At 69.8% G+C, this 17,626-nt stretch carries 16 protein-coding genes; 10 read left to right on the top strand and 6 right to left on the bottom strand.

What is annotated here, in order from left to right; genetic code table 11:
• Nucleotides 1-60 precede the first annotated feature (60 nt).
• Nucleotides 61-1,989: a molybdopterin biosynthesis protein gene (locus M1L36_RS15440; RefSeq protein ID WP_250874636.1), complete on the bottom strand. Its 1,929-nt coding sequence runs from the start codon at nucleotides 1,987-1,989 to the stop codon at nucleotides 61-63.
• Nucleotides 1,986-3,236: a molybdopterin molybdotransferase MoeA gene (locus M1L36_RS15435; protein ID WP_250874635.1), complete on the bottom strand. Its 1,251-nt coding sequence runs from the start codon at nucleotides 3,234-3,236 to the stop codon at nucleotides 1,986-1,988. Before M1L36_RS15435 ends, M1L36_RS15440 begins: the two co-directional genes overlap by 4 nt.
• A gap of 167 nt (nucleotides 3,237-3,403) precedes the next feature.
• On the opposite strand from M1L36_RS15435, the gene M1L36_RS15430 reads away from it, so the two are divergent.
• The 3 genes from M1L36_RS15430 (at nucleotide 3,404) to M1L36_RS15420 (ending at nucleotide 7,720) form a co-directional block, all read left to right on the top strand.
• On the top strand, nucleotides 3,404-5,326 hold the full coding sequence (locus M1L36_RS15430) for a bifunctional metallophosphatase/5'-nucleotidase (RefSeq protein ID WP_250874634.1): 1,923 nt from the start codon (nucleotides 3,404-3,406) through the stop codon (nucleotides 5,324-5,326).
• Nucleotides 5,327-5,441: 115 nt separating this feature from the next.
• Nucleotides 5,442-5,798, top strand: a complete 357-nt coding sequence (locus M1L36_RS15425; RefSeq protein WP_250874633.1) for an Hsp20/alpha crystallin family protein — start codon at nucleotides 5,442-5,444, stop codon at nucleotides 5,796-5,798.
• A 104-nt stretch (nucleotides 5,799-5,902) separates the two neighbouring features.
• Entirely contained in the window at nucleotides 5,903-7,720 is a 1,818-nt protein-coding gene (locus M1L36_RS15420; RefSeq protein ID WP_250874632.1) for an ABC1 kinase family protein, read from the top strand.
• Nucleotides 7,721-7,748: 28 nt separating this feature from the next.
• Here M1L36_RS15420 and M1L36_RS15415 read toward each other — a convergent pair whose 3' ends face one another.
• Entirely contained in the window at nucleotides 7,749-8,615 is an 867-nt protein-coding gene (locus M1L36_RS15415; protein ID WP_250874631.1) for a class I SAM-dependent methyltransferase, read from the bottom strand.
• 114 nt (nucleotides 8,616-8,729) lie between these two features.
• On the opposite strand from M1L36_RS15415, the gene M1L36_RS15410 reads away from it, so the two are divergent.
• The 7 genes from M1L36_RS15410 to M1L36_RS15380 all read left to right on the top strand — a co-directional run bounded on the left by M1L36_RS15410 (nucleotide 8,730) and on the right by M1L36_RS15380 (nucleotide 14,329).
• Nucleotides 8,730-9,788, top strand: a complete 1,059-nt coding sequence (locus M1L36_RS15410; RefSeq protein ID WP_250874630.1) for an aminotransferase class I/II-fold pyridoxal phosphate-dependent enzyme — start codon at nucleotides 8,730-8,732, stop codon at nucleotides 9,786-9,788.
• Nucleotides 9,789-9,941: 153 nt separating this feature from the next.
• On the top strand, nucleotides 9,942-10,322 hold the full coding sequence (locus tag M1L36_RS15405) for a DUF7344 domain-containing protein (RefSeq protein WP_250874629.1): 381 nt from the start codon (nucleotides 9,942-9,944) through the stop codon (nucleotides 10,320-10,322).
• A gap of 156 nt (nucleotides 10,323-10,478) precedes the next feature.
• A complete protein-coding gene (locus M1L36_RS15400) occupies nucleotides 10,479-10,853 on the top strand; it encodes a translation initiation factor IF-5A (RefSeq protein WP_250874628.1) in 375 nt (124 codons plus the stop codon).
• A 5-nt stretch (nucleotides 10,854-10,858) separates the two neighbouring features.
• Nucleotides 10,859-11,731 carry an agmatinase gene (gene speB, locus M1L36_RS15395; protein WP_250874627.1) on the top strand — a complete coding sequence of 291 codons (873 nt, stop codon included), beginning with the start codon at nucleotides 10,859-10,861 and terminating at the stop codon, nucleotides 11,729-11,731.
• Nucleotides 11,732-11,967: 236 nt separating this feature from the next.
• Nucleotides 11,968-12,723, top strand: coding sequence for a Nif3-like dinuclear metal center hexameric protein (locus M1L36_RS15390; protein WP_250874626.1), 756 nt, complete (start codon nucleotides 11,968-11,970; stop codon nucleotides 12,721-12,723).
• Nucleotides 12,724-12,782: 59 nt separating this feature from the next.
• Complete coding sequence (locus M1L36_RS15385; protein ID WP_250874625.1) at nucleotides 12,783-13,169, top strand: hypothetical protein; 387 nt, start codon at nucleotides 12,783-12,785, stop codon at nucleotides 13,167-13,169.
• Nucleotides 13,170-13,222: 53 nt separating this feature from the next.
• A complete protein-coding gene (locus M1L36_RS15380) occupies nucleotides 13,223-14,329 on the top strand; it encodes a deoxyhypusine synthase (RefSeq protein WP_250874624.1) in 1,107 nt (368 codons plus the stop codon).
• 45 nt (nucleotides 14,330-14,374) lie between these two features.
• Here M1L36_RS15380 and M1L36_RS15375 read toward each other — a convergent pair whose 3' ends face one another.
• The 3 genes from M1L36_RS15375 to M1L36_RS15365 are packed head-to-tail and all read right to left on the bottom strand — an operon-like array spanning nucleotide 14,375 to nucleotide 17,410.
• Nucleotides 14,375-16,021, bottom strand: coding sequence for a GMC family oxidoreductase (locus M1L36_RS15375; protein ID WP_250874623.1), 1,647 nt, complete (start codon nucleotides 16,019-16,021; stop codon nucleotides 14,375-14,377).
• Nucleotides 16,018-16,530, bottom strand: coding sequence for a gluconate 2-dehydrogenase subunit 3 family protein (locus tag M1L36_RS15370; RefSeq protein WP_250874622.1), 513 nt, complete (start codon nucleotides 16,528-16,530; stop codon nucleotides 16,018-16,020). Before M1L36_RS15370 ends, M1L36_RS15375 begins: the two co-directional genes overlap by 4 nt.
• Nucleotides 16,511-17,410 (bottom strand): hypothetical protein, encoded by a 900-nt coding sequence (locus M1L36_RS15365; RefSeq protein ID WP_250874621.1) that lies wholly within the window; start codon nucleotides 17,408-17,410, stop codon nucleotides 16,511-16,513. The genes M1L36_RS15370 and M1L36_RS15365 overlap by 20 nt, the downstream gene beginning before the upstream one ends.
• Nucleotides 17,411-17,626: the final 216 nt, after the last annotated feature.

Genomic DNA, 17,626 nt, shown 5'->3' with positions numbered 1-17,626 from the left:
CGACCGCCCCGCACGACCGCTCACGTCCCGAGAGCCGTGCAGACGGCCGCGGTTCGGCCCTCACTCCGGCCGGCCGTACCCCGGGAGGTCGGCGAGCAGGTCGTCCATCGCACCGACCCGCGCGGCGAACGCCTCGACACCCGACTTCTCCGCGCGTTCGGGGTTGCCGAGCACGCGGACCGTCTCCTCGCCCACGCCCACGAACGCGAGACCGAGCGCGTCCGCCGTCGCGCGGAGACCCAGTGCCACGTCGGCGTGGCCCGCGAGCACCGCTCGCGGCGGACTCTCGTGGGCGCGCCGCCCCGCCTCGAAGCCGTCGATGGCCGAGACGAGGTCGTGGCGCGTCTCGCCGCGTTCCTCGGCGAGGTCGGCGAGCGCCTCGGCGAGGGTCGTCCGCAGGCCCGACGAGGGGGTCCGATTGGCGAACCGGAGGTCGCGGTCGACGAGGTCCGCGAGGCCGGTCACGTCGTCGGGGTTCCCGTCGGGGACGACCAGCCCCCACTCGCGACTCCACGCGCCGACCTCGACGGTCGGGAACTGGGTGTCGCCGCCCGTCGTCGTCACCGCGAGGTCGGGGACGCCGTTCCGGAGGCGTCGGAGCCCCTCACGGCTCCCCAGCGCGAGGTACCGCGGCGCGTCGAGACGGTCGAGCAGGCGCGAGAGCGCGGGGTCGTCCTCGCCGACGCCGACGACGGTCGGGACGCGCACGTCGGGGGAGAACAGCCGAACGTCGACCGCTTCGCCCGCGTCCAGTCGTTCGGTGTCGGGGTGCATCTCGACGAGACCGTCGGCCTCGACGAGACTCGTCGTCGCGCCCGACCCCTTGTCGACGGGGTAGACGAGCGTGTCGCCGCCGACGTCGGTGCCGTCGAGCCGTTCGTCCGGACCGGCCTCGACCAGTCCGACCGGCATCAGACGGAGTCTGCCCTCGGCGTACCGTTCCTCGCTCGCCATCCGGCCCGAGACGGTCGCGGCCTGCGGTTCGGGGAGGCCCGCCGCACGGCGGATGGCGGGGGCGACGAACGTCCGGAAGATGGTCAGCGCGCTCACCGGGTAGCCCGGGAGACCGACGTACGCACTCCCGTCGAGGCGACCGACGAGCATCGGTTTCCCCGGTTTGACGGCGACGCCGTGGAGCAGGAGGTCGCCTTGCTCCTCGACGACGCGGTAGATGACGTCGACCGCGCTCGCGCTCGTCGACCCCGAGGAGAGCACGAGGTCACACTCCTCGGCGGCCTGCCGGAGCAGGTCCTCCATCGCTTCGTAGTCGTCGCCGGCGTGGGGGTAGAGGACGGCCTCGCCGCCGGCCTCCTCGACGCCCGTGGCGACTGTGTAGCTGTTCACGTCGTATATCTGGCCCGCCGCGGCGTCCAGTGGCTCGCCGGGGCGGACGAGTTCGTCGCCCGTCGAGACGATGCCGACACGAGGGGCCGCCCGGACTGGAACCTCGTCGACGCCGAGCGCCGACAGCAGGCCGATTTCGCGGGCGGTGAGGCGCGTCCCGGGACCGAGCGCCCGTTCGCCGGCGGCGACGTCCGTGCCGGCGAACATGATGCGGTCGCCCGGCGCGGCGCTCGTGCGAACCTCGATTCGAGCGTCGTCGTCCTCGCCCCCGACGCGGTCGGTCCGTTCGACCATCACGACGGCGTTCGCGCCGTCGGGAACGACCGCGCCCGTCGATATCTCGACGCACTCGCCGCCGCCGACGGTCACGTCCGGGCGACTGCCCGCGTCGCCGACGCCGACGAGGTCGAAGACGGCGGGGTCGACCTCGTCCGCACCGAACGTGTCGTGAGCGCGGAGGGCGTAACCGTCGACGCTGGCGCGGTCGAACCCGGGGACGTCGAGGGCGGCGTCCACTCGGCCGGCGAGGACGCGCCCGCGGGCCTCCCGGAGCGGGACGGACTCGGTGTCGCCCGCGAGGTCGAGCCAGGCGATGGCCTCGTGGGCCGCCTCGGGTGGTGCGAGGTCGCGGAACTCCTTTCTCATGGGTAGAACTCCCACTGTTCGACCGTCACCGTTTCGCCCGCCGGGACGCCCTCGCGGGACTCGGGGACGACGACCCACCCGTCCGAGAGTGCGACCGACGAGAGGACGCCCGACCCGCTCGCGCGGGTGGGCGTGGCGACCAGTTCGTCCCGAGCCGTGTCCTCGCCATCCGCAGCGTCCCGCCGCTCCACCCGCACCCGGACGTACGTCCGAACCCCGGGTTCGCTCCGTATCTTCCGGTCCAGTCGCGCCCGACGCGTCGCGTGGGGCGTCTGCGGGAGGTGCCCGACGTGTCTGAGGACGGGCCGGAGGAACTGGACGGCGTTGATGATGCACGCGACGGGGTAGCCCGGCAGCATCACGACGGGCGTGTCCTCGACGACGCCGAGCGCACACGGGTGGCCGGGTTTGAGCGCGACGCCGTGGACGAACGTCTCGCCCAGGTCGTCGACGACCTCGGGGATGAGGTCGCGCTCGCCGACCGACGAGCCGCCGGTCGTGACGACGACGTCCGCGTCGAGGTCGCGGTCGATGGCCGCCGCGAGCGCGTCCTCGTCGTCGGTGACGACGTCGCGGTAGCGAGCGGTGCCGCCCCACTGCTCGACGAGTTCCGAGACGGTCAGTCCGTTCGTCTCGATGACCTCGCCGGGGGCGGGGTCGGCGTCGACTAGCTCCTCGCCCGTGGGAATCACGGCGACGTCCGGCCGGTCGAACACGGCGACGGTCTCGACGCCCGTCGAACGCAGGAGGCCGAGGTCCGACGGTCGGAGGCGGTGGCCGGCGTCGTAGAGGTGCTGCCCCTCGCCGACGTCCTCGCCGACGGGGGCGACGTTCTCGCCCTCCGCGACGGCGTCGAACACCTCGACGTCGTCGCCGAAGCGGTCGGTATCCTCGACCATCACGACGGCGTTCGCGCCGTCGGGGAGCGCGCTGCCGGTGTGGACCCGAACGGCGGACTCCGGAGAGACGCTGTCGGTGCCGACCGCCTCTCCTCGGAGGACGGCGGGCGAGCGTTCGCCCGCACCGAACGTGTCCGCGGCGCGGACGGCCCACCCGTCCATCGCCGCTCGGCGGTAGTGGGGGACGTTCGCCGCCGCGGTCACCTCGCTCGCCAGTGCGCGCCCCGTCGCCTCGTCGAGCGCGAGTCGTTCCGTTCTGCTGTGGGGGGTCGTCACGTCGAGGAGTCGCCGCCGCGCCTCGGCGACCCGTGTGACGGATTTGAACCCCGCGTCGCTCACGTCGGTCATACGCTCCCGTTCGCGGGCGGGGGCAAAAGCACCCGTGACCGGCACGCGCTCTACGACACCCGCCGGCCACCTCGTCATGGCGGCGTCCCGGGGTCTCCTGTGGCTTACATTCCCACACAATTTTCATTTAGTTAAGCATAAATCGCGCCACGCGGCGCGTTCAAGTGATGCGACGTGTACTGACGTTCGCGATGGTGTGTTGTCTCGTTCTCGCTGGGGTGCCCGCGGGAGCGACGGCAGGGACGATAGCCGACACGACAGCCGACGGCCCGGTGACGGCCGCCGAGAACAACTCGACGACGCTGACGCTGCTGACGTACAACGACATCCAGACGGCGGGCGCGGAGAACTCCACGCTCCCCAAGATGGTGACGCTCGTCGAACAGCGTCGCGCCGCCCACGGCAACCCCGTCGTGGTAGCCGGCGCGGGCGACCAGGTCAGCCCCCACGCGCTCTCGCCGGTGAGCCAGTGGCGCGCACCGACCGAGGTGCTCAACCGCGTCGACCCCGCCGCCGACGTCATCGGGAACCACGAGTTCGACTTCGGTCTCGACGCGATTTCGAACGTGACGAACGACTCCGAGTTCCCGTGGCTCGCGACGAACCTCGTCGACAACGAGACGGGCAAGGCGTTCGACGGCACGAAGGACTACGAGATAGTCGAGCGCGGTGACGTGACGGTCGGCTTCATCGGCCTGCTCGACTACGGCGCGACCTACGGCAAGACGAACGTCGACTTCGCCGCCGAGGGCATCACGCTCGAAGACTACACCGTGGACGGCCCGCGAACCGCCGAGATGCTCAAAGAGGAGAAGGGTGTCGACGTGGTCGTCGCGCTCGCTCACACGGGCGTCCCGGACGCGAAGAAGCTCGCAGAGGCCGACGACGGTGCCATCGACGTCATCGCGGTCGGTGACGACGAGATACACTACCCGCCGAACGTGACCTCCGGCACCATCATCACGGAGGGTGAGGCTCGCGCCGAGTACCTCGGCGAACTCAACCTCACGGTCGACACCGACGCCAACGACGTGACGGCGTGGAACGGTCGCCTCATCGACGTGCAGAACGCCTCCGTCGAGAGCGACGAGGAGGCCGCCCGTATCATCGAGGAGTATCGCGGCGAGGTCAGCCTCGACTCGGTCGTCGCCGAGAGCGAGGTCGCCCTCGACGCTCGCTTCGCGACGAACTACCACGAGGAGTCGAACTACGGCAACCTCGTCACCGACGCGATGCGCTGGGAGACGGGCGCGGACGTCGCCATCACGAACGCCGGCGGCATCCGCTCGAACTCGGTGTACGGTCCCGGACCCATCACGGGCGGTGACGTGTTCAACACGCTACCGTTCCCGAACACGGTGACGACGGTCGAGGTCACCGGCGCGGAGTTGAAGGCGACGCTCGCCAGCCAGATCGTCACGCTCGAGAGTGAGACCGGCCAGCAGTACGGCGAGGAGATCAGCCAGCAGGTCTCCGGTGTCCAGTTCGAGTGGGTCCCCCACGAGGACGCCCACGAGCGCATCACCGACGTCTACGTCGGCGGTGAGCGTCTCGACGAGGACGCGACGTACAGCCTCGCGGTGAACGACTACATGGCCGCCGGGGGCAGCAGCTACCCGCTCGCCGACGAACCCGTCCTGAACGACACCGGGAAGCTCGTCGCGACGACCGTCGTCGACTACATGAGCGAGCAGGGCACCCTCGACCCGCAGGTCGAAGGCCGGATGCAGCGCGTCGACGCACATGTCGGCACCGAGTTGATGGTCAGCGACGGCAACGGGAAGGCCGTCTTCCGACTCGACGCGCCCGACGGCTTCGACGGTGTGAACGGGACGTACACGCTCGTCAACGGGCAGGGCGAGTCCGTCGCAGCCGAACACGTCGTCTCGACTGACGACGCGGTCGTCGTCCGCTTCGACGACGGCGACGTACGCTCGCTGACCTCGGGGCGTACCACCGAACTCCAGCTCTACGGTGGCTACGACTCGACGACCGACGAGTTCGTCTACTTCGAGTACGCCCGCCTCAACGCCGACGTGACGGTCTGGACGTTCGACCGCGCTCAGTCGAACGGGCAGGCGGCAGCGTAACGACGACGCGACCGCTCCGATTTTTCGCGCTCGCCGGGCGAGCGACCGCCACGGAGCCACCGTGCGAACCCCTCTCACCGGGGGCTTTTTCGCTCCGGCGGGAGTACCTTCTGGTATGTCTGCCCTGCGTGACGCGTTGCGGGACCTCCCCGACGCGGTGTTCGCCGACATGCTGGAGTCGGACGACGCGTACCTCGTCGTCGTCGACCTGCCGGGCGCGAGCGCCGAGACGGTCGAGGCACGTGTCGAGAACGGTCGCCTCCGCATCGAGGCCCAGCGCGAGAAGGACCTCCCCGAGGCGTTCCGCTACGTCAGCGAGGAGCGCTCGCTGTTCCTCGACGCGACGCTGCTCCTGCCGCCGGACGCGACCGGCCAGGGTGCGGAGGGGTCGATGGACCGCGGCGTCCTCGAACTGCGCCTCCCCAAACGCGAGACGACCACGGACGAGACCGTTCCCATCACCGAGAAGTGACCGGCCGTCGCCACGCCGTGCGGCCCACCCCACCCGGTCGGGGACTGTCAGTCGCCACCCACCGGACCGGGCCGCCACGCACCGTCACCCGCCGGAGGCCGTAGATGGCGGTCTCCGCCTACCGCCGGTTCTTCGTCGTCGCCTACCAGTTCCTCCCGCTGTTGCTGGCGTACGCCCGCGACCGCAAACGGTTCTTCGTCGTCGGCAGCCCACGGCAGGTGTCGAGCGAGACGCGTCGTCGGCGCGCGAAACGCCTGCTGGAGTCGATGCTCACGCTCGGCCCGACGTTCATCAAACTCGGACAACTGCTCTCGACGCGCCCGGACGTCCTCCCACCGGAGTACATCGAGGAGTTCTCCACCCTCCAGGACGAGGTTCCCGCAGCACCCTGGGAGGAGGCCCGGACCGTCGTCACCGAGGAACTCGGCCCCGTCGACGACGCGTTCGAGGCGTTCGACCCCAAGGCCATCAGCGGTGCGAGTCTCGGCCAGGTGTACCTCGCGGAGTACGAGGGCCGGCGCGTCGCCGTCAAGGTCCGCCGACCGGACGTCGAGGACCTCGTCAACGCCGACCTGCGCGTCATCAAGTTCTCCCTGCCCATCCTGATGCGGTTCGTCGACACCGCCCAGTCGTTCTCCCTGGAGACGCTCGCCGACGAGTTCGCGACGGTCATCCGCCAGGAGATGGACTACGAACGGGAGGCGACGATGCTGAAGGAGATCAAGGCGAACTTCGCCGACCAGTCGGCCATCAAGATTCCCGCCGTCGTCGACGAGCGCTCGACCGGCCGGGTGCTGACGATGGAGTTCGTCGACGGGACGAAGATTTCGAACGTCGACGACCTCGACGAGTTGGGCGTCGACCGGACCCGTCTCGCGGAGACCCTCCAGCGCGTCTACCTCCAGATGATCGTCGACGACGGCGTGTTCCACGCCGACCCCCACCCCGGCAACCTCGCGGTCCAGGCGGACGGCACGCTCGTGTTCTACGACTTCGGGATGAGCGGCCGTGTCGACCCGTACATCCAGGACAAGATCGTCGAGTTCTACGGGGCCATCGCCCAGCAGAACATCGACGCCATCCTCGACGCGCTCATCGAGATGGGGACGCTCTCGCCGGAGGCCGACCGCGAGACGATGGCCGACGTGATGGAACTCGCCATCGCCGACGCCCGCGGCGAGGACATCGAGCAGTACCGCGTCCAGCAGATCATCGAGCAGGTCGAGGACACCATCTACGAGTTCCCGTTGCGCCTGCCGCCGAACCTGGCGCTCGTCCTCCGGGTGGCGACGGTCGTCGAGGGCGTCTGCGTGACGCTCGACCCGAACTTCGACTTCATCGACGTGGCGACCGACTACCTGCAGTCCGAGGGGTACATCGAGGCCGGCGTCCAGCAGTTCCTCGAAGACCGTCTCGACGACGTCAACCAGGCCGTCCAGTCGAGTGTCCGGGTGCCGCCGAAACTGGAGTCCGCGCTCGACGCGGTCAACCGCGAGAACCTCTCGGTGCAGACCCGACTCGACGACTCCGACCGCGTGATGGAGCAGTTGGCGAGACGACTCATCGTCGGCCTGTTTCTGACGGCGACGACGCTGACGACGGGGCTGCTGTACGCGTTCTCGACCGTCGAGGCCGCCGCGGTCTCCGGACTGTTCGCGGCCGGTGCGCTCGTGGTCCTCTACCTCTCGTTCCGCGACGACAGCGGAATCCGGGCGCGACCGCAGTTCACCCGCCAGAGCATGCGCGAACGCGACGCCGACGCCCGCGGCGGTCTCGACGGCGCGATGGGCCCCTCCAGCGGCGAGACGGGTACGGCGGGTGGCGCGGGCGGAGCGGGCGGGATGTTCGGTGGGCCGGGCAGCGCGGCGAACGAGAGCGACACGGAGCGGACGAGCGACTCGACCACGACGGGACGAGAGTGAGTCTGCCCCCTGAAGCCGTCTCGACCGCTCAGTAGCGCGCCTCGGGCGGCGTCGGGTCGCTCGTCTCGGCGAACACGACCTGGTGGCGGTTCATCGGCCAGACCGCGAGCGGGTCGGTCGTCCCCTCCTCGACAAACGGTTCCTCGAAGACGCGGTGGCGCTCGACGGCGTCGAACCCCCGTGCGGCGAGGCGCTCCGGGAGGTCCGGCCGCGGGTGGAGACCGGGGTACTCGTCGAGGAGGTCCCGGACGTACACCCCCGCGGCGGTGAGACGGCCGGTCTCGTCGAGGACGGCGCTCGCGTCGTCGTCACCGAGCACTTCGAACAGCCCCGTCGCCAGCGTGTAGTCGAAGAAGTCGTCGCCGTAGTCGAGACCGTCGACCGCGTCGCCATGTTCGAACCGGAGCGTTATCTTCGGGTGTGGCGAGGTCGCGTGTCGGCGGGCGTTCTCGACGCGCGACTCGTTACAGTCGACGCCCACTATCTCCATCGGGAACCCGTCGAAGTCGGTTTCGAGCCAACGCCCGGCGACGAACTCGGCGACGCGCTGGGTCTGGTCGCCGTCGCCACAGCCGAGGTCGAGGACGCGGGCGGTGCCGGGGGCGGCGAACCGTCCCCACCCGATTGGCGGGTGGAACCACGCCTTCCGGCGCTTGAGGTACGCCCACTTCGTCCGGTCGATGGGCCGCGACAGCAAGCGAAGGTACGCCTGTGGGTCGGCGAGGAGTTCCTCGGCCGTGTTCTCCGCGTGAGCGTCGCGGGCGCGACGGTGGCGTTCGTTCTGCTCGCGGCGCTCGGCGCGTGCCTCGGAGTAGTCCGCTATCGCGGCCATCGGGTCCGCGACGAGCCCCCACCGGTCGAGCGCGTGGAAGTCCTCGGGGGTCGGGATGTGCATGAGAGCGTGTTCACCCCCACGAGACAAGACGTTTTATCCGCTCGCCGACACGAAGGGCGGTGCGTCGATTGCACCGGCGACTACCCTTATGCCGACCCCACGGGTTCGCTGGGTATGGACATCGAACCGTTCTCGCTGGAGCGGTGGTTCGCCCGGTACGAACACGACGCCGAGGTCATGCTCGCCGAGAGCGGCATCCGGAGTCTCGACGCCGACCGCTTCGACACGGACGTCGGCGAACTGGGCTACGTCATCCCGACGAACGGCGACCCCGACCTCCGCGCGACCGTCGCCGAGCAGTACGACCGCTCGCCCGACGAGGTGTGTTGTACCTGCGGGGCCCAGGAGGCGAACCTGCTCGTCTTCCTCGGTCTCGTCGGTCCCGAGGACCACGCGGTCGTCGTGACGCCGACCTACCAGTCGCTTCGGTCGGTCCCCGAGGCGTTCGGCGAGGTGACGACCGTCGACCTCGAACCGCCGACGTGGGACCTCGACGTGGACGCCGTCGCCGACGCCATCCGACCCGAGACGTCGCTGGTCGTCCTCAACAACCCGAACAACCCGACGGGTCGGTACCTGCCCGAGGAGACCGTCCGGGCGGTGTACGACCTCGCGGCCGACGCCGACGCCTACCTGCTGTGTGACGAGGTGTATCGCCTGCTCGCCGAGGACCCCCTGCCCCCCGTGGCGAGCATGGGCGAGTACGGCGTCTCGACCTCCAGCGTGACGAAAGCCTACGGCCTCGCCGGCCTGCGGTTCGGTTGGCTCGCCGGCCCCCCCGAGGTGGTCGACGCGGCCTGGAACTGGAAGGACTACACCACAATCTCGCCGGGGCAGTTCGGCCAGCACCTCGCGGCGCAGGCGCTCGCCGACCGCGAGGCAATCCTCGCGGAGAACCGCGCCGTCGCGGCCGAGAACCGCGACGTCACCCGCGAGTGGGTCGAACGCCACGACCTCTCGTGGTACGACCCCGTCGGCGTCAACGGGTTCGTCACCGTCCCCGACGGGTTCGACTCGGGCGAGCAGTTCTGCGCGCGCGTCGTGGAGGAGGCCGGGGTCGTGCTGGCTCCCGGCGAGACGTTCGGTCACCCCGACCGGTTCCGCATCGGGTTCGGTCTCCCGACGGAACGGCTTCGAGACGGTCTGGAACGCGTGGATTCGGTCCTCGCGTAGGTCGGCTGCAAGCGGGCGTTACGACACAAAGGGTTTGGCCTTAGAGGCCCTATGTCAAGCGTAACTATACCCGTCGGTAGTGTCGCCTCCAGACGACTCCGGCGGCAGTCACGACCGACGCGGGTCGTCGAACCAGCCCCGTCACACGAGAGGATGTCCGACTCACCACCAGGCGGCCCAGAGGCCGCACCGAACGACGAGATACTCACCACGAACGTCCGTGAGGAGTCCATCGACGAGACGCTTCGCGTGCTCGCCGACCACGAACGACGGTACATCTGTTACTACCTCGACCGCGAGGGCCAGATCGGCGTCGACGAACTCGCGCGGTTCGTCGCCGCGACGAAAGCCGGGGGCCACCCCGACGCCGACGACCTGACCTCCACGGCCGTCGCGCTCCGCCACGTCCACCTCCCGACGCTCGCCGACGCGGGCGTCGTCACCTACGACCGCGAGGAGGGGACGGCGAAACTCGCCGAGGACGCCCCGTTCGTCCGGGAACTCCTCTCGGTGACGGGCGTCGAGTTGCAGTGACCGCTGCGCGGTGACCGCCGCGCGACGACGACCACCTCGACCGAGCGCCGACGGCAGACCGATACTACGACCGCACCCCGACCGACGCCCCGTGACCGGGAACCGACGTGCGCGGCGGTTCAAATTGTTTATCAAGCCGGGGTTGATACGCCGAGTATGGCGAAACAGCAGAACGAGGTCCGCGACCTTCAGGAGGGCAGCTACGTCATGATCGAGGACACGCCGTGTGTCATCAACTCCTACAGCACCGCCAAGCCGGGGAAACACGGCAGCGCGAAGGCTCGCGTCGAGGGGAAGGGCGTCTTCGACTCGAAGAAGCGCAACTTCACCCAGCCTGTCGACGCGAAGATCTGGGTCCCCATCATCGACCGGAAGCAGGGTCAGGTCATCAGCGTCGACGGCAACGACATGCAGGTGATGGACCTCGAGACGTACGAGACCATCACGATGCGCGTCCCCGACGACTTCGACCCGTCCTCGGACGACGAGCTGGAGTACCTGCAGTACGAAGACCAGCGGAAGGTCGTCTGAGGTCGATGTTTCCAGGGGCCCGTGCCGACCGTACCGCCGCCCGGTACGTCGTCGTCGGCGCTCCCCTCGACGTCTCGACGACGTTCCAACCCGGCACGCGGTTCGGTCCGGACCGCGTCCGACGCTTCTCACGGACCTTCGACGACTACGACCACCACACCGACAGTCGCTTCACCGACCTGTCGGTCCACGACGCCGGCGACGTCCACGCGTGGGACGACGCGGGCGACTACCTCCAGTTCCTCCGTGGCACCCTCACGGACGTCCTCGCCGACGGGGCGACGCCGCTGCTCGTCGGCGGCGAGCACACCGTCACCCGTGCGGGCGTCGAGGCGGTGACCGAGCGAGACGACTCTCCCGACGACCTCACGTTCGTCTGTCTCGACGCCCACCTCGACCTGCGCGAGGAGTACGACGGCAACCCGTTGAGCCACGCGACGGTCACGCGGCACGTGCTGGACCACGCCGACCGCGCCGTGATTCTCGGCGCACGGACCGGTAGCGAGGCCGAGTGGGAGCGCGCGAGCGAGCCCGACGTGACCGTCGTGCCGCCGAGCGAGGTGGCCGACTGGACGCCCGACTTCGACGGGCAGGCGTACCTGAGCGTCGACATCGACGGTGCGGACCCCGCGTTCGCGCCCGGGACGGGGACGATGGAGCCGTTCGGCCTGACGAGTCGCGAGATGCACCGCGTCGTCCGTGCGGTCGCTCCCCGCGCGCTCGGTTTCGACGTCGTGGAGGTCAACGACCGCGACGACGGGCAGGCCGCGACGCTGGCAGGCAAACTCCTGCGCGCGTTCGTGTTCGCACACGCCGCTGCCGGGGACGGCACGGCCGATGCAGAGGACGAGTCGGTCGACGCTGAGCGAGAACCGTAGCCGTCGCTCGGCGGTCGAGGGACGAGAAACGAGCGTCTGGGCCTACCGGCCCCGGCTGACGATTCGCCGTGCTTTGCGCGTGATGCGCCGTTTCGTTCGGCGTGGTAGTCGTCGCCACACTCGGAACGCCTTAGAGAGTTTTCCCATCAGGTGTCACCTCGTGTCGCTCGCGCCTTTGCAGGCAGTCACCCGGTACTCCGGCGACCTTCATAACCGTGTGGGCCGCACGTGCCTGCATGAAACTCGCGACGCTCTGCCGGCGACTCGACGACGAACTACGAACCGACGCGTTCGCCGACCTCGACGCCAGTCCCAACGGGTTGCAGGTGGGGCCGGACGACGCGGCCGTCGAGCGCGTCGCCGTCGCCGTCGACGCCGCCGTCGCGACAATCGAGGAGGCCGTCGCACTGGACGCGGACGTACTGCTCGCCCACCACGGTCTCGTCTGGGGCGGTCTCGACCGCGTCACCGGGATGGACTACGACCGCATCGCGCCGCTGATTCGCGGGGACTGCGCGCTGTACGTCTCGCACCTCCCGCTCGACGCCCACCCCGAACTCGGCAACGCAGCGGGCCTCGCGACCAACCTCGACCTGCGTAACCGCGAACCGTTCGGTGAACTGGGCGGCGAACACATCGGGGTTCGTGGCGAGCGCAAACCCATTAGTCCCCGACGACTGCGCGACTCGCTCACCGCCCTCGACAACGACGGCGTGCAGCACCTGGACTTCGGACCCGACCGCATCGAGGACGTCGCCGTCGTCACCGGCAGCGGCGCGGACTGGCTCGGCGAGGCCCGCGAGAAGGGCGTCGACGCGCTCGTCACCGGCGAGGGCAAACAGCAGGTGTACCACGAGGCCCGGGAGGCGGGCATCCACGTCTTCCTGGCGGGCCACTACGCGACGGAGACGTTCGGGGTCCGCTCGCTGGCGGACCTCTGCGATTCGTGGGGGTTAGCCACCGCTTTCGTCGACCATCCGACCGGGCTGTAGCCGCTACCTCCGTTGTAACGGGTGCTTAGATATACGGCAGTCCGCCGTCAGCAACGCTCATGTCGACCAGTAGGAACACCCGGCTCGCCGTCGGGGTCGTACTCGCGTGTCTGACGGTCACGTCGGGCTGTATGGGAATCGGGGACCTGGGGAGCGCACTCAACATCAACCGCGCCGAGGAGGTCACGTACAACGCCAACGTCGTCTCGGAGGCCCCCGAGAGCGCGACGGTCATCGACACCGACGACCTCGGGAACGCCAGCGCGCTCGAACCGCTGTTCACGAAAGCGCTCGAGAGCGACAAGGGGTACGCCAGTCTGACGGTCCGCGGCGGGAGCGCGGGAAACCTCACCACGGCGATGGGCGAGTTCCCCTACTACCGTGACGGGGGCGCGTACTACTTCGACCACGACGGCACCATCATCCGGGTCGACCGGCTGAAGTAACCCGGACGACCGCGGTTCCCAGCGTTCAAGTCCTCCTCCCGCACACTCCGCGTATGAGCGACGGCCACGACGACGAGACGGGCCACGGTCACGACGAGGGCCACGGCCACGAGCGCGAGGACGCCGGGGACGACGACACGGACCACGCACACCACCACCCCGACCCGGAGCGCGAGGAGTTCTCCCACGACCCCATCGGCCACGCGCAGGTCCACGCGGGGATGAGCGTCGGCGACCTGGTCGAGCAGTACGGCCACGCGGGCATCGGCGCGGCGGCGGTCCACGACGCCGCGGACGTCTACGCCGAGATGCTGGCCGACGACGACTGCACGGTCTTCCTCTCGCTCGCCGGCGCGATGGTCCCGACGGGGATGCGACGGGTCGTCTCGGACCTGATTCGCGACGGCCACGTCGACGCGTTGGTGACGACGGGCGCGAACCTCACCCACGACGCCATCGAGGCCATCGGCGGGAAGCACCACCACGGAAACGAGCACCAGGAGGGCAAGACCGCCCGCGACCACGACGAACAGCTCCGCGACGAGGAGGTCGACCGCATCTACAACGTCTACCTCCCACAGGAGCACTTCGCGGCGTTCGAGGGTCACCTACGCGAAGAGGTGTTCCCCGTGCTCGAAGAGGAGGGGACCGTCGGCATCGAACGGCTCTGTCACGAACTCGGCCGCGCCAACAGCGAGGTCAACGAGCGCGAGGGTGTCGAGGAGGACGCCGGCGTCGCGGCGGCGGCCTACGAGTGTGACGTCCCCATCTACTGCCCCGCCGTCCAGGACTCGGTACTGGGTCTGCAGGCGTGGATGTACTCCCAGACCTCGGCGTTCACGCTGGATGCGCTGACGGACATGACGCCGCTGACGGACCTCGCGTTCGACGCCGAGCGCGCGGGCTGTCTGCTCGTCGGCGGGGGCGTCCCGAAGAACTTCACCCTCCAGACGATGCTCGTCACGCCGGGGTCGTACGACTACGCCGTCCAGATAACGATGGACTCGCCGTCGACCGGCGGCCTCTCGGGGGCGACGCTCGACGAGGCGCGCTCGTGGGGGAAACTGGAGAAGGACGCCCGCAACGTCACCGTTCAGGGCGACGCGACGGTGTTCCTCCCGTTGCTCGTGGCGGCGGCGTACGAGCGACTGGAGGGGTGAGTCGAGCGGGCCGGAGACCGGAGCACAGCGTGCGTCCGTCGGTCTCTACAGCGTCCCGTCGAGGTGGTCGGCGAGACGTAGCGACAGCGCGGCGATGGTGAGCGTCGGGTTCGCCGCGCCGCCCGTCGGGAACACCGACGAGGAGGCGACGTAGCAGTTGTCGAGGTCGTGAGTCCGCAACTGCGCGTTCACGACGCTCGACTCGGGGTCGGTCCCCATCCGGGTCGTCCCGAGGTGGTGGAACGCGAACCACGGTTCGTCGGGGCCGACGACCGTCTTCACCTCGGTCGCGCCAGCGGACTCCAGCACGTCGTAGAGGAACGACTCGGCGCGGCGGAGCGACGCGCTCGCGTGCTCGCCGACCGAGAACTGGAGGTCCGGCACCGGGTGGCCCCGGTCGTCGGTCCGCGAGCGGTCGAGCGCGACGCGGTTCTCCCACTCGGGAAGCTGTTCGACCCACGCTTTGAGCGCGATGAACCCCTCGGTGCGCTCACGGACGTCGTCGAGCAGGGCGTCGCCCCACTCGTCGCTCGCGAACGGGGCGGTCACGTCGCCGTCGGCGAGGCGACCGGACAGCGGCCGCGAGGAGAGCGCCGCCGCGACGGGGTACTCGCCGGCGTCGTTGTACGGCTGGACGATCATCGTCCCCGCCGGCCCGTCGTCGTGGTCGTAGAACGCCTCGGAGACGGATGTCTCGTAGCCGACGAGGTGCTGACGTGTCGGTTCGTCGAACTCGCCGACCACCTTGATACCGGGGTGTTCCATGAAGTACCGCCCGACCGCCCCGGAGGTGTTCGCGAGACCGTCGGGGTAGCGTTGGGAGGTAGAGAGCAGGAGGAGGCGAGGAATCTCGACGGCACCCGCCGCGAGGACGAACACGTCGGCGCTGACGCGTCGCCGTTCACCGTCGCGTTCGTAGACGGCGGCGACGACGCGGTCGCCCGACTCGTCGTGGTCGAGACGGACGACGGGCGCGCGGTCGACGATGCGAGCGCCCACTTTCTCGGCACGGTCGGCGTGGACGTCGGCACTGTACTTCGCGCCCGAGGGACAGACCGGCTGGCAGGTGCCGTAGCCCATGCAGGCGCTCCGCCCGTCGTTCTGCTCGGAGTTGATGGCCCGTGGGCAGGCGTGGAGCGGTGCGCCGTGCTCGGCGAACGCCTCGCGGACGATGCCGTCGGAGTGACTCGGGTCGAACGCGGGGAGCGGGTACGGTTCGCTGCGCGGACCGGCGTAGGGGTTGGGCGCACCCGAAACGCTCATCTCGCGTTCGGCGTCGCAGTAGAACGGTTCGAGGGTCCCGTAGTCGATGGGCCAGTCGACGCCGATGCCGTGACGCGAGGCCATCTCGAAGTCCTGTTCGTGGAGTCGTGGCGTCATCGCCCCCCAGTGGAGCGTGGTCCCACCGACGCCCTTCACGCGCGCCCGGTTGAGTTTGTAGTCGATCTCCCCGGTGGTGCTGTAGCTGTCGCGGACGCCGTCTCGCGACGGGTCCTGGTCCATCTCCCACACGTCCGGGCGACTGTGGGAGGGGCGCAACTCCCGCTCGACGCGCTGGAGGTCCTCGGCGCGGTCGAACCGTGGGCCGGCGTCGAGCACCACCACGTCCCGACCGCGTGCCGCGAGTCGGGCGGCCAGCAGCGACCCGGCGGGGCCGGCCCCGACGACACACACCTCGGTGTGGTCGCTCACGCCTCCGGTCCTCGCTGGTAGGCGTCGGTCCCGCCGGGATGTCCGGGTGGGTTCTCACAGCCGACGAGTTCGCCGCCGGTCGGACTCGCGAACAGCGCGTACAGCAGGTCGTCGACGACGTAGTAGCGGACCCGCTCGGCGGTCGTCCCCCCGTGGTTGGCGTGGGCGCGGTCCGCCCCCAGCGACCGGAACACGTCGCGACGGCGGGCCAGTGACAACGAGGCGAACGACTGGCCGGTGTCGTGGCGTGCCCGACGGTCGAGGTCGGCGACCGCGCGTTCGAACCGTTCCGCGTCGGCGTCGAACCGGCGGCGGCCGACGGCGTACGCGGAGACGAACTCCCGAGTCGGCGTGACTGCGCTGGGGTAGACCACCTCCGCGGCCGCGAGGAGGACGTCGGTCATCGCCTCCTCGCTCTCGGCGGCCCGCTCCCGGAGCACCCCGACACCCCCCGCCCCCACACCCATCGCGCCGAGCGCGACGAGTGCATCACGTCTCGATAATTTCATCTTCGAAGACATGTTCGGCGCTGGACTCACTTATACCCCAGCCACGCGGGGTTGGCGCACGCCCACCCCGGACGATGGCCGCGAGCACGGCGAGCGTCGCGACGCCCACGGCGACGTGGACGAGCGCCGCACGAGGACCGACCGCGAGCGAGACCGGCCCGGCGACGGCTGTGGGAAGTCTGGCCGCCAGTTGCTCGCCGGCGTGGGGTAGCGAGACGACGTCCCGCCACAGCACGGCCTGGGTGAACATCGCACCGAGCCAACCACCCGAGAGGACCGACGCCGCGAGGAGTCGAGGGGTCCCCACGCCGACCGGTCGCGACGCTCGCACGAAGCCGACGCCCTCGGAGCGAGCGAGGACGAGTGCCGCTGGTAGCGCGAGGAGGGTCGCGGGGAGGACCTGCCACGACAGTGCGACCGGGACGAGCGCCGTCGCCGACTGGCCGGCGAGGAGCGTCCCCAGCCACGTTCTGAGGGCAGTACCGAAGGCGACGGTCGTACCACCGACGAGCGCGAGCGTCGCGACGTCACCCAGTCCGGGCCAGTCGGTACTCGTCACCATCCGCCGCCGACCCCACGCACGGAACGCGAGGTACGCGACGAGGCCGTCGGTGAGCGGAGCCAACAGCCCGGCGACGGTCGGTGTGCCCGCAGCGAGCGTCCGCAGGAGGCTCCCGGCGAGGACGCCCCAGACGCCGACCGGCCCGAGGGCGATGCCGAGCGTCGGCGCGAGCGCCGTCGGGAAGGAGGGCACCCCGACGAGCGCGCCGACGACAGTTCCGAGGAGCGCCGTCGCGGCGGCGACGGCGACTAGTGACCACGCGTCCCGGTCGGACCGGACGGGAGACCGACGAGCGTTCGGGGGCCGACGAGCGTCCATACGTCTCGTTCGAGACAGTTCGGCGTAGTAACATGTGAGATAACCGTCGTTTGTCCGGCTGAACGGGTCGGTAATCGGTGGTAGCAGTCTCTTAACGGCCGGGCGCACGGCGGCGGCGCTCGCCGGTCGACCGTCTCGAAGAGGACGGAGAGCGGCCACCGGCATGGGAAGTCGACCGTCGACGTCGAATCAGTGACCACTACCCGCAACCTGTAT

The sequence above is a fragment of the Halomarina rubra genome (assembly GCF_023699475.1).
GTDB classification, from domain to species: Archaea; Halobacteriota; Halobacteria; order Halobacteriales; family Haloarculaceae; genus Halomarina; species Halomarina rubra.
This window is presented reverse-complemented; position numbering and strand designations above follow the sequence as displayed.

What these genes read in the sequence shown, in the direction of transcription:
- M1L36_RS15440 (WP_250874636.1), bottom strand. Translation starts at nt 1,989, where the DNA reads ATGAGAAAGGAGTTCCGCGACCTCGCACCACCCGAGGCGGCCCACGAG.
- M1L36_RS15435 (WP_250874635.1), bottom strand. Translation starts at nt 3,236, where the DNA reads ATGACCGACGTGAGCGACGCGGGGTTCAAATCCGTCACACGGGTCGCC.
- M1L36_RS15430 (WP_250874634.1), top strand. Translation starts at nt 3,404, where the DNA reads ATGCGACGTGTACTGACGTTCGCGATGGTGTGTTGTCTCGTTCTCGCT.
- M1L36_RS15425 (WP_250874633.1), top strand. Translation starts at nt 5,442, where the DNA reads ATGTCTGCCCTGCGTGACGCGTTGCGGGACCTCCCCGACGCGGTGTTC.
- M1L36_RS15420 (WP_250874632.1), top strand. Translation starts at nt 5,903, where the DNA reads ATGGCGGTCTCCGCCTACCGCCGGTTCTTCGTCGTCGCCTACCAGTTC.
- M1L36_RS15415 (WP_250874631.1), bottom strand. Translation starts at nt 8,615, where the DNA reads ATGCACATCCCGACCCCCGAGGACTTCCACGCGCTCGACCGGTGGGGG.
- M1L36_RS15410 (WP_250874630.1), top strand. Translation starts at nt 8,730, where the DNA reads ATGGACATCGAACCGTTCTCGCTGGAGCGGTGGTTCGCCCGGTACGAA.
- M1L36_RS15405 (WP_250874629.1), top strand. Translation starts at nt 9,942, where the DNA reads ATGTCCGACTCACCACCAGGCGGCCCAGAGGCCGCACCGAACGACGAG.
- M1L36_RS15400 (WP_250874628.1), top strand. Translation starts at nt 10,479, where the DNA reads ATGGCGAAACAGCAGAACGAGGTCCGCGACCTTCAGGAGGGCAGCTAC.
- speB (WP_250874627.1), top strand. Translation starts at nt 10,859, where the DNA reads ATGTTTCCAGGGGCCCGTGCCGACCGTACCGCCGCCCGGTACGTCGTC.
- M1L36_RS15390 (WP_250874626.1), top strand. Translation starts at nt 11,968, where the DNA reads ATGAAACTCGCGACGCTCTGCCGGCGACTCGACGACGAACTACGAACC.
- M1L36_RS15385 (WP_250874625.1), top strand. Translation starts at nt 12,783, where the DNA reads ATGTCGACCAGTAGGAACACCCGGCTCGCCGTCGGGGTCGTACTCGCG.
- M1L36_RS15380 (WP_250874624.1), top strand. Translation starts at nt 13,223, where the DNA reads ATGAGCGACGGCCACGACGACGAGACGGGCCACGGTCACGACGAGGGC.
- M1L36_RS15370 (WP_250874622.1), bottom strand. Translation starts at nt 16,530, where the DNA reads ATGAAATTATCGAGACGTGATGCACTCGTCGCGCTCGGCGCGATGGGT.
- M1L36_RS15365 (WP_250874621.1), bottom strand. Translation starts at nt 17,410, where the DNA reads ATGGACGCTCGTCGGCCCCCGAACGCTCGTCGGTCTCCCGTCCGGTCC.